Below are 14,989 nucleotides of genomic sequence, written 5' to 3' on the forward strand. Positions count from 1 at the left end.
AGGCCACCTCACGCTTGCTCAGTGCCGCAGCTTGCCAACGCCTGTGCCAGATTCGCCCTTATGCGATGCAACAAGCCGATCAGCATCTGACGTTCGTGAGCGTCGAAGCCGGTTAAAGCTTCGTCGGCAACCCGATCGCCGACGTCCAGCACCTGGGCGAGCGCTGCGCGCGCCTTGCGGGTCGCTTGCACACAGTAAGCCCGGCGGTCGTTCGCATCCGCGGCCCGCACCACCCAGCCGCCTTCGGTCATCCTGTCCAGTAGCCGCGTCAACGAAATCGGCGAGATCTCCAGCGTTTCGGCAAGCCTCGCCTGATTCGTTTCGCCGTACCACGACAGGTAAGCGAGCACGCGGCTCTGCGCGCGCGTCAAGCCGAGGCGAGCCTTGGCCCGCTCATCGAAAAGCCGGCCGCACAAACGACCCGCGTCGGTGATCAGAAAGCCCAGGCGATTGTCATGGCCGTTTTCCATGCCGGCAATTATACGAACCCATTCGGACAAATGTGAACATGACGGCGATATCTGTATCAATTACAATAAGCACGCTTATCAATTTTGTGCGCGACGCGACTGAGACCTCTACGTTATGGCAGGACATTCCACGGCAGCCGCCCAGCCGCTGCAACCCGGCGCCGGGCTCAACCGGCCGCTCATCACCGTGTCGATCATGCTGGCCACGCTGATGCAATCGCTCGACAGCACGATCGCCAACGTGGCGCTGCCACACATGCAGGGCGCGCTATCCGCATCGCAGGACGAGATCACGTGGGTACTGACCTCGTATATCGTTTCCGCGGCAATCGCCACACCGCTCACCGGATGGCTTGCAACCCGCTTCGGCGTCAAGCATCTGCTGGCCGCGTCGATTACGGGTTTCACGATCGCCTCGGGGTTGTGTGGACTCGCGGATTCGTTGCCGCAAATCATCATTGCGCGATTGCTGCAAGGGATCTTCGGGGCGTCGCTGGTGCCGCTGTCGCAGTCCATCCTGCTCGATATCAATCCACGCGAAAAGCAGGGTCAGGCGATGGCCGTGTGGGGCATGGGTGTGATGGTGGGGCCGATTCTCGGACCTACGCTCGGTGGCTGGTTGACCGAAAGCTACAACTGGCGTTGGGTGTTCTTCATCAATTTGCCGGTGGGCGCCTTCGCGCTGTTCGGTACCCTTGCCTATCTGCCAGAGAACCGCCGCAAGCTCGGCGAGCGTTTCGATTTCTTCGGCTTTGCCACACTCAGCCTGGCCGTCGGCGCATTGCAGGCGTTACTCGATCGCGGCGAGCAGCTTGACTGGTTCAGTTCGATGGAAATTCGTATTGAAGCGTTACTTGCCGTTATCAGCTTCGCCTTCTTCATTGCCCATACGGCGACCGCTGGACCGCGCTCCTTCTTCCGCTATCAATTATTGAAAGACCGCAATTTCGTCACCGGCGTGTTCTTCATCTTCGTGGTGGGCGCGGTGATGTACGCCACGCGCGCGCTGTTGCCGCCGATGCTGCAATCGCTGATGAACTACGACGCCGCCACCGCTGGCCTCGTCAGTGCGCCGAGCGGCGTCGGCACGATGGTCGCCATGATGGTGGTCGGCCGGCTGATCGGCCGTTTCGACGTGCGCGTGCTGCTCGTTACCGGCTTTCTGATCTCGGCATTCGCGCTCTGGCAAATGACGCACTACACGCTGGTGCTGTCGCAATCGGACATTGTCTGGCCGGGGGTCGTACAAGGCTTCGGTCTCGGCCTTGTGTTCGTGCCGCTCAGTTCCGTCACCTTCTCCACGCTATCCGGCGATTTGCGCAGCGACGGCACCGCCATCTACAGCCTCATGCGCAATATCGGCAGCAGTATCGGGATTTCGGTGGTGCAAACCTTCATTACGCGTAATACCCAGGTGGCGCATGCATCGCTGGCCACGCATGTGTCCGTGTACGACCCCGTGGTGCGGAGCCAGGTCGATCTGCATTCATCAGGCGCCATTGCGCTACTGGACATGCAGATTACCCAGCAAGCCTCGATGATCGCGTATATCGATGACTTCAAGCTGATGTTCATTGCCACCTTGCTGGTGATTCCCCTTCTAGCCATCATCCGCCCCGCCCGTCATTCGAGCGCCACGCCCGCCGACGCTCATGTCGCGATGGACTAGCTGGTCGTGTGGACAGTTTGGCGCGGAAGGTTTATCTGTACATTTATCAAATTTCTGTTTAGATTATAAAAACCAGAAACCATTCAGCGGGCCGCCTATCCTGGCGCCCGACATGAGGAGACATATGCAGATCGACCTGAGCAGCAAGCGCGTGATCGTCACCGGCGCATCACGCGGCATCGGCCGCGCGATTGCGCGGGCCTTTGCAGCCGAAGGCGCGCGCGTCGCCATTTGCGCTCGCACCAGCGCCGACGTCGAGGCGGCGGCGGAAGACCTGAAGGCTCGCGGCGCGTCAGCCGTGATCGCGCAATCGGTCGACGTGACCGATACCGAAGGCGTCAAACAGTTCGTCGAACATGTGGCGCAAAGCTGGGGCGGCGTGGACGTGCTGATCAACAATGCCGGCCAGGGCCGCGGCGGCAACCTCGAAACACTGACACCCGAACAGATCCTCGAACACGCCAACATCCTGCAAATGGGGCATTTCCGTTTCGTGCAGGCTGTCGTGCCGCACATGCGTAAGCAGCGCTGGGGCCGCATCATCGAGATCAATGCGCTCGCCGGCGTGGTGCCGACACCAGACGGTATTCCGTCTGTCGTCAATCGCGCGGCCTGTGTGGCGATGTCGAAATCGCTCGGCATGTCGCTCGCGAAAGACAACATTCTCGTCAATACCTTGAATATGGGCTGGATCGATACGGGTCAATGGGACCGCCACTATCGCGAGATGCCGGCAGGCTGCACGCGCGAGGAGTTCGACCAGATGGTGCTAAAGGTCGTGCCGATCGGCCGCTTCGGCAAGCCTGAAGACGTCGCGGGCATGACGCTGTTTCTGTCGAGCGATTATGCGAGTTTCATCAGCGCGGCATCGATCGATATCGCCGGCGGCATGGGTGGACAGATTGCCTACTATCCGACGCTCAAACGCGACTTCTACGAAGCGGTGAAAGCACGTGGCGAGGCCGTGGTCGAACAGTAAGCGGGCGGCGAAGCAGCGCGCTTTCGCAGCATAGGCTTCAACACACTGCATTCCATGATGTATGACACCGCCCGCCTCGCGCGGGCGGTCGTCCATGTGCCTCGAGGAGTTCCACTTTGCCCACCGCTTTCACGCCACGGACGCAGCACGCCTCGCCTACTGCGACGGCTTCAGGTATGGCGTCAAGCTATCCATCAGCACGTTACGCGTGGTACGTCATCACCGTTTTATTCGCGGCCACTTTGCTGTCCCAGCTCGACCGTCAACTGCCCGCGTTACTGGTGCGTCCCTTGCGCAAAGAGTTCGGCATTTCGGATACGGCATTCAGTCTGTTGCAAGGTTATGCCTTCGCGATCTTTTACACGTTGGCCGGCTTGCCGCTTGGCCGTCTCGTCGATCGCCGCAACCGCCGCAATCTGATCTTCGTCGCACTGCTGTTCTGGGGCGTAGCCACCGCGCTATTCGCCTTCGGCCAGAGTTATATGCATCTGCTGCTCGCGCGGGTCGGCGTCGGAATCGGCGAAGCCGTGCTCGCGCCGGCCGCTTATTCGCTGATCGCCGACTACTTTGCGCCGACGCAGCGTGGCCGCGCAATCGCGGTCTATTACGTCTCCATCGCGATCGGTTCAGGCGCGTCATTGCTGCTCGGTGGATGGTTGCTTGCTGCGATTCCGTCGCACGGTCTCGCGATTGCGGGCTTCGGCAGCATGCCGGCGTGGCGCGTCGCCTTTGTCCTGGCCGCGCTGCCCGCCGTGCCCCTCGCCTTGCTTCTGGTCGCGACAGTACGCGAACCTGCGCGCAAGGAAGTGGCCATGGCAAGCGCCGAACCTGATGCGAGCGAGCAAGCTTCTGCAGCTGATTTCGTGCGTTATCTGCGCCTGCATTCCGCGACGTTTTCCCGCGTGCTGACTTATCCGGCCCTGCTGTCGATCATCGGCTATGGCGCGCTTGCCTGGGCGCCTGCGTTGTTCGAGCGCAGCTTCCGTATGCCGCCGTCGCATTCCGGGCCGGTGCTCGGCCTTATCATCGCCGTTGCCGGCGCGGGCGGCACGCTCGTATGCGGTTATCTCAGCGACGCGTGGAGCGCGCGCGGCGTCACCGCGGCGCGCTTTCGAGTCGCGCTGCTCGGCTCAGCGGTGTTCGCCCTGCCGTGCGTACTGTGGCCGCTGATGCCGGATGCGCGCCTTGCATTCGCGCTGTTGTTCGCCAGCGTGTTCGGTTTGGGCATTGCGCAGTCGGCGGCGCCCGCAGCGATCCAGGCGGTCGTCCCTAACCGGATGCGCGGACAGGCGATTGCCGTGTATCTGCTGCTGGCGGGATTGCTTGGCATTGGCCTGGGGCCGACCGCCGTTGCGCTCGTCACTGATCACGTCTTTCATCACGACGGCGCTTTGCGCTATGCCCTGGCGTGTACGGCGGCGCCCGCTGCGCTGTTCGGATTGTGGCTGATCGGCTCGGGCGTGAAGCCGTATGCGCGCACGCTTGCCGCTTTGCACGCTGCGCAGCAGCGTCGCTGAATAATAAAAACGGCGGCGGAGCCTGGGTGCTCAGCCGCCGTGTGACTCTAGTGCGTAAGGTCAACCATCCGCGCTTGCCATTCGGATCCGCGAATCGCGCATGTCAATCGAAGCTGCTGATTATTCAGCACGCCCCAATCTGCCGATCGCGCGCATCGGCGAGAGCACGCGTTTCGCGCCGATCCGATTACGCAGCACACCGATGCGCTCGATCTGCGCCTCGATTACATCCCCTGGCTGCAGGAAGCGGCCATCTTCGAGGCCTACGCCGCACGTCGAGCCGGTAAAGACCAGATCCCCAGGCCGCAATGCGATACGTGCATCCACGTAGTTCAGCAATTCGTCGACGGGGAAAATCATCTGGTCGGTCGTATCGTGCTGACGCTCCTCGCCGTTGATGCGCAAACTCAGCGTCACGCATGGCTGGCCAGGGCCGCCAAACTCATCGAGCGTAGTAATCCACGGACCGATCGGCGCGGTGCTGTCCAACGCTTTCTGCGTGAACAGATCGAGCGAGCCGAGCTGCTTGCCGGCATCGCGCGCACTGATGTCATTGCCGACCGTATAGCCGAGCAGACATGCGCTCGCCTGCGGTTCGTCACCGAATGCACGCGCGACGACCGCGACCAGTTCGACTTCATAGTCGAGCTGATTCGTGACGGCGGGATACTGAATCTCGCCGCCCGGCGGCACCAGTGCCGACGCGGGCTTGATGTAGGCGAGCGTATGCGGCGGCGCCTGTTTGCGGCCGAGCCGCACCAGGTGCGACAGATAGTTCAGACCGACGCCGAACACGCGCGCCCCTGGATTCACCGGCGGACACAACTGCAGTTCCGCGAGCGGCAGGCGGCACGCATCGAGTTCTAGTGCCGCACTGCCACCTTCCGCCACCACTGGCGCCCACACTTCGAAAGGCGCACGAATGCGCTGCACTTCGCGCGCGCTCTCGTCCACTTGGGCCCAGAAACTCTCGCCCGCCGCGTCGCGGACTCTCGCGAGCTTCATGGCTAGGCCGGCTGCCGTCTGGCAGCGAGAATCGCAAGGCCTTCGCCGTCCATGACTTCTTCCGGCGTGCGCACGCTTGGTCCGAGAATCGGACCGACCAGTTCGTGGCCCCACGTGCTCAACTTTTCCGGATTCAGCTCGAAGCCGTCGCCGTGCCATGGCTCGAGTTCGGTGATGATCTCGAACGCAAAACCGCCCGGCGAGAAGTGATAGAACGACACGTGCGGGTCTTGCGTGTGCTGGCCGAGCGTCATCATCATCGGCAGCTTGCGTTGTTTGACGATGTCGTAGGTTTCGCCCACGTCACGAAGATTGTTCACGAAGATACCGATGTGCTGAATGCCCATCTTGTTCGGCCCAAGGCCGTAGGCAATATCGTGGCTGGTGCTCGTGTTCAGCTTCGAGCGATAGAACGCGGTTTTGCCCTTGCCCGCTCCCGCGCCATAGTAATGAAAACCCATCACGACGGTCAGGAAATGCTCCAGCTCCGGCGGGAATTCCGGCGTGATCACCACGATATGCCCGAGGCCGCGCGCGCCGGCATTGAAGCCGCCGTGCGGGCGGCCCGGGATGAACGAACGCGGCATCCACTTCTGCGAGTAAAACAGTTCATGCTGATAGCCGACCGGATCGCGAAAACGCACCACGTCACGCACACCGCGCAGTTCTGCGTCGCCTTGCGTCACTTCGACGCCGGCTTCGCGCAGCCGCGCCACAGCCGCCTGAAATTCGAGCTTGCCGCGCGCTTCCCAGCCGATATACGCGAGCCGGTCGACCTTGCCGGGATGAAACGCAAAGCGGTGACGCCGGTCGTCCATGCGGAAGTACAGCGAATCGCTGTCCGCTTCCGGCGATGCGCCGATTTGCAGACCCAGCACTTCGGGTCCGTAGGTACGCCACTCATCCATGTTGGCCGTCTCGAAGCCGAGGTAGCCGATTCCGATAATATCCACGACGTCTCCTGAAATAGTGATCTGTCAGGCATGCCTGGCGCTGTTACAGCGCAAGCATGCCGCCGTCCACGACGATGTCGGTGCCGGTGATGTACGAGGCCTCGTCCGACGCGACGAACAGCGCCGTAGCGACGATCTCTTCCGCTTCTCCCGCGCGTTCCATGGGAATGCCGGCGAGCAGCATGGAGCGCGTGGCCGGGTTATCGAGGAACGGTTTGGTGCCGGGCGTCACGACCACGCCCGGACTGATGCACACGGCGCGAATCCGATGCTTGACCCCTTCCACGGCAAGTTGCCGCGTGAGCGCGATCACGCCGGCCTTTGCCGCCGAATGCGCACCGATGCCGGTCGCCGCCGACGCCCCCCACGCCGCCACCGACGAGATATTGACGATCACGCCGCCCTCCACCGCGAGATGACGCCAGGCAAAGCGCGTCGGATAGAACACGATGTCCAACTCGTTGCGCAGCGTGTAGCGCCAGTCGTCCACCGACATCTCACCGATCGGACCGAAGCGCGCCGCCGATGCGTTGTTGTACAGAATGTCGATGCGACCGTAAGTAGCGACCGCGTCTTCGATCCACGCCTGTGCCGCCTGCGGATCGCCCAGATCGACGCTGCCCGCGCCTGCCATGTCGAAACCCTCGTCATGCAGCAACGCGATGGTTTCCGCCTGCGCCGCCGCGTTCAGATCACAACCGAACACTTTGGCGCCTTCCCGCGCGAAGCGCAACGCAGCCGCCCTGCCCTGGCCGCCACCCGTGCCGCTGATCAGCGCAACCTTTCCTTCGAACCGTCCCATACGATCGGTCTCCCGTTGGCTCAGCCGGCAATTGCTTCCACGCTCAACGCTTCAGCGGGACAGGCGGCCGCGCCTTCGCGCGCATCTGCCTCGAGTTCGGCGGGAATCGTTTCCGCTTCCAGATAAACGAGGCCGTTCTCGTCGAGTTTGTAGACCTGCGGACACAACTGCGCGCACAGTCCATAACCGCAGCAGCGGCTCCGATCCGCGCTTACGCGCAGCACCACTGATGCCTTGATTTCCGAATTCATGTCTCCTCCTTGAGTGCGTGGCCATGCATGGCTATTGGCTGGAAATTATATGCACAGATTATTCGAATGTGTTTATTTTATGGTCCGGGTTGACCCTGGCGACGTGTCTCCACGGGGAGGCCTGTTTGCGGGCGGAAGCGTCGTCGACTGTGCGCCTTTGATCGGGTAAGCCACTATGAACAAAGGCTTTGCGCCGGGACTATTCTGGCTACAGAATATAATCACTGCCCGTAGAACGATTTCAGAACACAGTGAACACCCTTTGGCGCCGCGTTTCGTACGGGCGAGGACAGAAAATGAAGGGCACATGCCAGTGCCCGGACGGCAACCAAGAGACCGCCACCCATGACGACGAAGAAGAACATTGCTGCAAGCGAGTCGGTAGGAACCCGAGCGAGCGTGGCGCGCCGCTCTGCTGATCGAGTGCCGGGAGGCCGTGGCGCAACCAGCGCGGTGACGGTGAAGCCAGTTGCGAATGCCATCCGTATCCTGCGTTATCTCACGCACACAGGTGCGCCGGAGCGAGCCGCCGATATCGCGCGGCATCTGTCGATCAATCCGAGTACCTGCTTCAACATTCTGCGCACGCTCGTTGCTGAGGACGTGGTCGATTTCAACGCGCTGTCGAAGACGTATTCAGCCGGCCTCGGTTTGGCGCGACTGGTGGAGCAACTGGTCACGCAAGGGCAGCGGCTGCAACTGGCTGCGCCGCTGATGCAGGATCTCGCCGCCGAATTCGGCGTTACCGTGACCTTGTGGCGCCGGCTCGGCGCGGACCGGATCGTGCTGGTGAGTTCTGAGTCGAGTCCGACGGATTTGCACATCGATATGCCCGCTGGACAGCGGCTGCCGATTTTGATGGGCGCCAGCGGACGCCTGTTTGCCGCGCGCCTCGGCCTCACCGATGAACAGTTGCGCGAAGAATTCGAACAGCTGCGCTGGGCGCGACCCATTTCGCTCGAGGCCTACGTGCGCGAAGTGAATCGAGCGCGGCGGCGTGGCTGGGCTAGTGATGATGGGTACTTTGCCACGGGCGTCATGGCGATCGCAGCCGCTGTCTGCGACAAGAGCGACAACATCGCGTTTACCGTGTCCACGGTCATGATTCGGGGCGACCGCGGGGAGGCGCAAGTCGATGCGCTAGGCGAGGCCGTTCGCGACCTGGCTCACCGGCTGGAGTCAGTGCTCTTCTGATTTTCTCTTCTCATTTGGGCGCGGTGGTCGTGCGCCCGGAGCGTTGGCATTTTTCGCGTTACGCTATGTTCATAGGCCGACGCGCCTTTGCAGTCTCGACGTTCGCTCGAGGCATCAGCATTTCTTTTCGAAGTATCGATCCGCGGCCCTCTCCGCACGCAAACTCAGCGACGCGCTGCGCCGAGGACGTGCGGCAAGTGTGCGCTGCTCACAAAAACTCCCCGCCCTTCTCCCTGTAAACCCTAAAAACGCCTCGTCACACACGTTTAAATGAACATTATCGTTGATTGTGTTCAGCTTGTTATCTACTATCTCACTACCAACTTGCTCCAAACCCGGCTCGCAGAGTCGCAGGTGAGCCCTTCACTACGGGGACCCCCGATGAAACTGGAAGACCTCATTCTCGTCAGCGTAGACGATCACGCGATCGAGCCGCCCAACGCTTTCGCACGCCACATGCCCGCCAGATACAAGGGCCGCGAACCGAAAGTCGTGCAACGCAGTGGCCGCGATGTTTGGGAATTCGAAGAAAAGGCCACTGGCTACATGGGCCTGAATTCCGTCGTGGGCCGGCCGAAAGAAGAGTACGGCATGGAGCCGCTCGGTTACGAGCACATGCGCCGCGGCACCTGGGACATCAAAGCCCGGGTCGATGACATGAACGCCAACGGCGTTCTTGGTTCGCTCTGCTTCCCGACGTTCCCTGGCTTCGCAGGCCAGCGGTTTCAGGCTTATGAAGATCGGGGCGTGTCGCTCGCAGCGATCCAGGCCTATAACGACTGGCATCTGCACGATTGGTGCAACGCCGCGCCGGGCCGCTTCATGCCGTTGATGATCACGCCATGGTGGGACCCGCAAGCCGCCGCGGCAGAAATCGAGCGGATGGCCAAACAAGGCGTGCACGCTCTGTCGCTCTCGGACAACCCTTCGCTGCACGGCTACCCGTCGATCCATAACGATCACTGGGATCCGGTCTACAAAGCCTGTGCGGACAACAACGTGGTGATCTGCTGCCATATCGGCACCGGTGCGAAAGCCGACCACGCCTCCGACGAATCGCCGATCGACGCATGGATTACCTCCATGCCGATCTCGATCGCCAATTCGGCCGCCGACTGGATCTGGGGGCCGATGTGGAAGAAATACCCGACGCTGCGCATGGCGCTCTCGGAAGGCGGCATCGGCTGGATTCCGTACCTGCTCGAACGCGCGGACTTCACGCATCGTCACCATCACGCGTGGACCATGTCGAACTTCGGCGGCAAGATGCCGAGCGATATTTTCAACGAGCACATCATCACCTGCTTCATCGAAGATCAGTTCGGTCTGAAGAATCTCGATTCGATCAACCTCGACAAGGTCACCTGGGAATGCGACTACCCGCACTCCGACTGCACGTGGCCCAATTCCGCCGACGTGTTCTGGGAGCAGGCGCAAGCCCAAAACGTCTCCGATGAAGTGATCAACAAGATCACCCACCTGAATGCAATGCGCGAGTTTTCCTACGACCCGTTCTCGATCCTCGGCCGCGAAAACTGCACGGTCGGTGCGCTGCGCGCCAAGGCGAAACATGTAAGCATCGAGCCCGCGCTCGGCATGGGCGGCGCCGCGCCGGTGCGTGATCCGAACAAGCCGGTGACGTCCGGCGACATCAACCGGATGTTCGCCGCGGCCGACGCACAGGCCGCGTTGTAAAGCGGTCCACTCACGCCGTGGCAGCGCATCGCCACGGCGTCGGCAATACAGACCGGGCCGCGCTGCACATTATTGGCTTCGTGGTACAGGCGAGCGATGCAGCCGGGGCGGCTTGCGTAAAACGCTCGACATCCACGGCCATGTCGGCGCAGCCCGGTGCCCGCTCCTTTGCGTCCTACCGAACTATGTCCGCTACCGCCTTTCGCTATCACCGCATTCCCGCCGACGCCGAACCGCTGCGCGAGCAGGTGCGCGCGTTCCTCGCCGAGGCCTTGAAGACGCGCCCGCCGCTCAAGCGTGCCGAATCGTGGATGGGCGCCGATCCCGCCTTCAGCCGCGAACTCGGCCGGCGCGGCTGGCTCGGCATGGCGCTGCCCAAACGTTATGGCGGCAGCGAGGCCGGGCCGTTTGCGCGCTATGTCGTGATCGAAGAACTGCTCGCGGCGGGCGCACCTGTTTCCGCGCACTGGATCGCCGATCGCCAGAGCGGTCCGCTGCTTCTGCGCTACGGCACTGAAGCGCAGCGCGAGCGCTATCTGCCGGCGATCTGCCGCGGCGAAAGCTATTTCTGCATCGGCATGAGCGAACCGAATTCCGGCTCGGACCTCGCGTCGATCCGCACGCGCGCCGAACGCAAAGGCGACGGCTGGGTGCTCAATGGCCATAAGCTGTGGACCACCAACGCGCATTACTCGCACTACATGATCGCGCTGGTGCGCACCGGCGATAAATCCAGCGCGCGGCACGCAGGCATGTCGCAATTCATCATCGACCTGAAAGCGCCGGGCGTCACGATCCGCCCGATCCGTGATCTGGCCGGCGGAGAGCATTTCAACGAAGTGTTCTTTGATGACGTGCAACTCGGTTCCGACGCGCTGGTCGGCACCGAAAGCCAGGGTTGGGACCAGGTCACCGCCGAACTCGCCTTCGAACGCAGTGGCCCCGAGCGCTTTCTCAGCAGCATCGCGTTGATGCATACGCTGATCGATGCGATCGGCCGCCGGCCCGACGCCTTGCAAGCACGGGAAATTGGCCGTCTGACAGCACGGCTCTTCACTTTGCGGCAGATGTCGCTCTCGGTCACAGCGGAACTGGTCGCCGGACAAAACCCCGCGTGGGCTGCTTCATGCGTCAAGGATCTCGGCACGACTTTCGAACAGGAGATTCCCGAAGTCGCGCAACTGCTGCTCGATACGCTGCCTAGTACCGGCGGCGGCAGCGATCACACGCAAGTACTCGCCTACCTGATGCAGATGGCGCCTTCCTTTTCCCTGCGCGGCGGCACGCGCGAAATCCTGCGCGGCATCATCGCCCGCGGACTTGGACTGCGGTAAAACGCCATGAGAGAAATTTTCGAATCCACCATCGAGCGACTGCTCGGTGACATCGTCACGCCCGAAGTGCTGCGCGACAGCGAAGCAGGCGCCTGGCCGGCGTCATTATGGAGCGCCATCGAAGAATCCGGTTTCGCCGTCGCGGCCGCTTCTGAGGCGCAAGGCGGCGCCGGCGCGAACTGGGCCGATCTATTTGTCGTAGCGCGCGCGGCTGGCCGTCATAACCTGCCCTTGCCCCTCGCCGAAACACTGCTCGCCAATGCGCTTCTCGGCGAATGCGGGCTCGAAGCGATCAACGCGCCGCTCGGCATCGCAGGCGGCGGCTCGGTGACGCTGCAACAGGGACGCGTGAGCGGCACGCTGCTCGACGTGCCATGGGGCCGCCACGTGGGCCACGTTGTTGCCATCACCGCGGGCAAGGAACCGACCCTCGTGCTGCTCGACACGGCCGACGCACAAACGACACTACGCCAGAACATCGCGGGCGAACCGCGCGACGATCTGCATTTCGAGCGCGCCGCCTGCGTGAGTTGCATGCCTTTGCCGGGCGATCTGCAGGCCGACGCGCTGCAACTGGGCGCAGCGATGCTGCGCAGCGCGCAGATTGCAGGCGCCTTGCAAGCGGTACTCGACCTGACGATTCTCTACGCCACCGAGCGCGTGCAGTTCGGCAAGCCCATCGGCGCGTTCCAGGCGCTGCAACAGCAGATCGCCGTGCTCTCCGAGCATGTGGCCGCCTCTGCGGTGGCTGCGGAATGCGCATTCAGCGCATCGCTCGACGGCGCCGGCGGCTTCGCGGCACTGCCTATCGCCGCTGCCAAAGTGTGCAGTGCCGAGGCGGCGAGTTTCGCGGCGGGCGTGGCGCACACCGTGCATGGCGCGATCGGCTTCACCCATGAACACGCATTGCATCACTCGACACGGCGGCTCTGGTCGTGGCGCAGCGAATTCGGCAACGCGACCGTCTGGGCGCAACGGCTGGGCACAGCCGTGTGCGCAGCGGGCTCCGCAGGATTATGGCCGGCGCTGACTGCGGGACGCCTCGCGCCACTCGATCGGCCCGTAACGGCAGCGCCGCTGCAAGGAGTCGCGGCATGAGCTTTCTCAAGGTCGAACGCGACGGCGCCGTACTGACCGTGTGGCTGAACCGTCCCGAGACGCGTAACGCGCTGTCCGAACCCGCACAAATGGATGAACTGGTCGACGTGTGCCAGCAGGTGCGCCGCGACCGCAGCATCAAAGCACTCGTATTGACCGGTGCAGGCAGCGCGTTTTGCGCCGGCGGCAACGTGAAAGACATGCGCGAGCGCGGCGGGATCTTCGCCGGCTCGCCGCACGAGGTGCGCGACAGCTACCGCAATACGATCCAGCGCATTCCACTCGCATTGTATGAGCTCGACGTGCCGGTGATCGCCGCCGTCAACGGTCCGGCGATCGGCGCGGGGCTGGATCTCGCGTGCATGTGCGACATCCGCATCGCCTCGGAGAAGGCGCTGTTTGCCGAGAGCTTCGTGAAAGTCGGCATCGTGCCCGGTGATGGCGGCGCATGGCTGCTGCCGCGCGTGATCGGCATGCAGCGCGCAAGCGTGATGTCGTTCACGGGTGACACGATCGATGCGGCCAAAGCGCTCGAATGGGGCCTGGTGGCCGATGTGGTCGCCGCCGACAATCTGCTCGCGCATTCCCAGGCCATGGCGCGCCGCATTGCCGCCAACCCGTCACATGCACTGCGCCTGACCAAACGGCTTTTGCGCGAGGGGCAGCATATGCGGCTCGATTCCTTGCTGGAGTTATCTGCCGCGTATCAGGCGCTTGCGCATCACAGCGAGGATCATCTGGAAGCGGTCAACGCGTTTCTCGACAAACGGCCGCCTCGCTACACGGACAGATGATCTACCGCGTGACAAGTCACGCGCAATAGATGCATTCATTCCACCAAACGCACAGCAACATTCTCGCAGGACATGACCATGCGGACCGTTTTCAGGGAAGACCACGAATTATTTCGCGAGCAGGCCCGGCGCTTTATCGAAACCGAGATCGTGCCGAATCTGCACGCATGGGAACACGCCGGCATCGTGCCGAAATCGCTGTGGCGCAAAGCGGGGGAAATCGGACTGCTGTGCTCGACCGTGCCCGAGGAGTACGGCGGCAGCGGCGGCGACTTCGGCCATTCCGCGGTGATGATCGAGGAACTGGCGCGCGTCAATGCCACGGCCATCGGTTTTACCACGCATTCGGAGATCGTCGCGCCCTATCTCGTCGCGTACGGCAGCGAAGAACAGAAACAACGCTGGCTGCCACGCATGGCGAGCGGCGAACTGATCGGCGTGATCGCGATGAGCGAGCCGGGCATCGGCAGCGATCTGCGTTCAATGCGCACCGGCGCGCGGCGCGAAGCCGATCAGTACGTGATCAACGGGCAGAAGACGTTCATCACCAATGGCGGCAACGCTGGTCTCATTGTGACGGCCACCAAGCTCGATCCGCAATCGCGCGATCTCACGCTGATTTGCGTCGAAGAAGACACCGAAGGTTTTTCCAAGGGCAAGCTGCTGGAGAAGATCGGACTGAAAGGTCAGGACACGTCCGAGCTTTTCTTCGACAACGTGCGCGTGCCGGTCCGCAACCGGCTCGGTGAAGAAAACCAGGGCTTCAGCTATCTGACGCATCAGCTTGCATGGGAGCGCACCATCATCGGGATTCGCGCGGCCGCCTCGGTCGACGCCTTGCTCGACGAAACCGTTCAATACACGCGCGACCGGCGCGTCTTCGGCAAACCCGTGTTCGACTTTCAGAACACCCGTTTCAAGCTGGCTGAAGTCAAGGCGCAAGCCACCATGCTGCGCGCCTTCGTCGACGAATGTCTGGGCAAGGCAATGCGCGGCGAGCTGACGGCCGAAGTCGGTGCCATGTGCAAACTGGTCGGCTCGGAATTGCAAGGCAAGCTGCTTGACGAACTACTGCAGCTGCACGGCGGCTACGGCTATATGAGCGAGTACAAGATCGGCAAGGCCTGGGTTGACGCACGCGTCGCGCGCATCTATGGCGGCACGTCGGAAATCATGAAGGAAATTATCAGCCGGTCGCTGTAGGGCTGCCATTTACGCCGCACGCGGA

Annotated in this window: 14 protein-coding genes; 9 read left to right on the forward strand and 5 right to left on the reverse strand. The window is 62.4% G+C overall.

Translation table 11 applies throughout. From position 1 onward, the window contains the following. Nucleotides 1–8: 8 nt before the first annotated feature. A complete protein-coding gene (locus PDMSB3_RS31065) occupies nt 9–470 on the reverse strand; it encodes a MarR family winged helix-turn-helix transcriptional regulator (RefSeq protein ID WP_165188757.1) in 462 nt (153 codons plus the stop codon). A gap of 115 nt (nt 471–585) precedes the next feature. On the opposite strand from PDMSB3_RS31065, the gene PDMSB3_RS31070 reads away from it, so the two are divergent. The 3 genes from PDMSB3_RS31070 (at nt 586) to PDMSB3_RS31080 (ending at nt 4,635) form a co-directional block, all read left to right on the forward strand. Next, nucleotides 586–2,139 carry a DHA2 family efflux MFS transporter permease subunit gene (locus PDMSB3_RS31070; RefSeq protein ID WP_165188759.1) on the forward strand — a complete coding sequence of 518 codons (1,554 nt, stop codon included), beginning with the start codon at nt 586–588 and terminating at the stop codon, nt 2,137–2,139. 124 nt (nt 2,140–2,263) lie between these two features. Beyond that, nucleotides 2,264–3,118 (forward strand): SDR family oxidoreductase, encoded by an 855-nt coding sequence (locus PDMSB3_RS31075; protein ID WP_165188761.1) that lies wholly within the window; start codon nt 2,264–2,266, stop codon nt 3,116–3,118. Between the two features lie 176 nt (nt 3,119–3,294). Further along, on the forward strand, nt 3,295–4,635 hold the full coding sequence (locus PDMSB3_RS31080; RefSeq protein ID WP_165188762.1) for an MFS transporter: 1,341 nt from the start codon (nt 3,295–3,297) through the stop codon (nt 4,633–4,635). A 120-nt stretch (nt 4,636–4,755) separates the two neighbouring features. Here the strand turns inward: PDMSB3_RS31080 and PDMSB3_RS31085 are convergent, their stop codons facing one another. Genes PDMSB3_RS31085 through PDMSB3_RS31100 form a run of 4 tightly spaced genes read right to left on the reverse strand, consistent with a single transcriptional unit; the run spans nt 4,756 to nt 7,646 of the window. Further along, on the reverse strand, nt 4,756–5,640 hold the full coding sequence (locus tag PDMSB3_RS31085; protein WP_165188764.1) for a fumarylacetoacetate hydrolase family protein: 885 nt from the start codon (nt 5,638–5,640) through the stop codon (nt 4,756–4,758). 2 nt (nt 5,641–5,642) lie between these two features. Then, nucleotides 5,643–6,593: a VOC family protein gene (locus PDMSB3_RS31090; protein WP_165188765.1), complete on the reverse strand. Its 951-nt coding sequence runs from the start codon at nt 6,591–6,593 to the stop codon at nt 5,643–5,645. A gap of 43 nt (nt 6,594–6,636) precedes the next feature. Continuing rightward, nucleotides 6,637–7,395: an SDR family NAD(P)-dependent oxidoreductase gene (locus tag PDMSB3_RS31095; RefSeq protein ID WP_165188767.1), complete on the reverse strand. Its 759-nt coding sequence runs from the start codon at nt 7,393–7,395 to the stop codon at nt 6,637–6,639. A gap of 20 nt (nt 7,396–7,415) precedes the next feature. Next, nucleotides 7,416–7,646, reverse strand: coding sequence for a ferredoxin (locus PDMSB3_RS31100; RefSeq protein ID WP_097392617.1), 231 nt, complete (start codon nt 7,644–7,646; stop codon nt 7,416–7,418). A gap of 345 nt (nt 7,647–7,991) precedes the next feature. Here PDMSB3_RS31100 and PDMSB3_RS31105 point away from each other — a divergent pair, with 345 nt between their 5' ends. The 6 genes from PDMSB3_RS31105 to PDMSB3_RS31130 all read left to right on the forward strand — a co-directional run bounded on the left by PDMSB3_RS31105 (nt 7,992) and on the right by PDMSB3_RS31130 (nt 14,964). Continuing rightward, nucleotides 7,992–8,840 (forward strand): IclR family transcriptional regulator, encoded by an 849-nt coding sequence (locus PDMSB3_RS31105; RefSeq protein WP_165188769.1) that lies wholly within the window; start codon nt 7,992–7,994, stop codon nt 8,838–8,840. Nucleotides 8,841–9,221: 381 nt separating this feature from the next. Beyond that, nucleotides 9,222–10,535 (forward strand): amidohydrolase family protein, encoded by a 1,314-nt coding sequence (locus PDMSB3_RS31110; protein ID WP_165188770.1) that lies wholly within the window; start codon nt 9,222–9,224, stop codon nt 10,533–10,535. 185 nt (nt 10,536–10,720) lie between these two features. Continuing rightward, nucleotides 10,721–11,869, forward strand: coding sequence for an acyl-CoA dehydrogenase family protein (locus tag PDMSB3_RS31115; protein WP_165188772.1), 1,149 nt, complete (start codon nt 10,721–10,723; stop codon nt 11,867–11,869). Nucleotides 11,870–11,875: 6 nt separating this feature from the next. Then, nucleotides 11,876–12,967 (forward strand): acyl-CoA dehydrogenase, encoded by a 1,092-nt coding sequence (locus PDMSB3_RS31120; RefSeq protein WP_165188774.1) that lies wholly within the window; start codon nt 11,876–11,878, stop codon nt 12,965–12,967. Further along, nucleotides 12,964–13,761 carry a crotonase/enoyl-CoA hydratase family protein gene (locus PDMSB3_RS31125; protein ID WP_165188776.1) on the forward strand — a complete coding sequence of 266 codons (798 nt, stop codon included), beginning with the start codon at nt 12,964–12,966 and terminating at the stop codon, nt 13,759–13,761. The genes PDMSB3_RS31120 and PDMSB3_RS31125 overlap by 4 nt, the downstream gene beginning before the upstream one ends. Before the next feature lie 78 nt (nt 13,762–13,839). After that, entirely contained in the window at nt 13,840–14,964 is a 1,125-nt protein-coding gene (locus PDMSB3_RS31130) for an acyl-CoA dehydrogenase family protein (RefSeq protein ID WP_165188777.1), read from the forward strand. The last annotated feature ends 25 nt before the right edge of the window (nt 14,965–14,989 follow it).

Source organism: Paraburkholderia dioscoreae (assembly GCF_902459535.1).
GTDB classification, from domain to species: Bacteria; Pseudomonadota; Gammaproteobacteria; order Burkholderiales; family Burkholderiaceae; genus Paraburkholderia; species Paraburkholderia dioscoreae.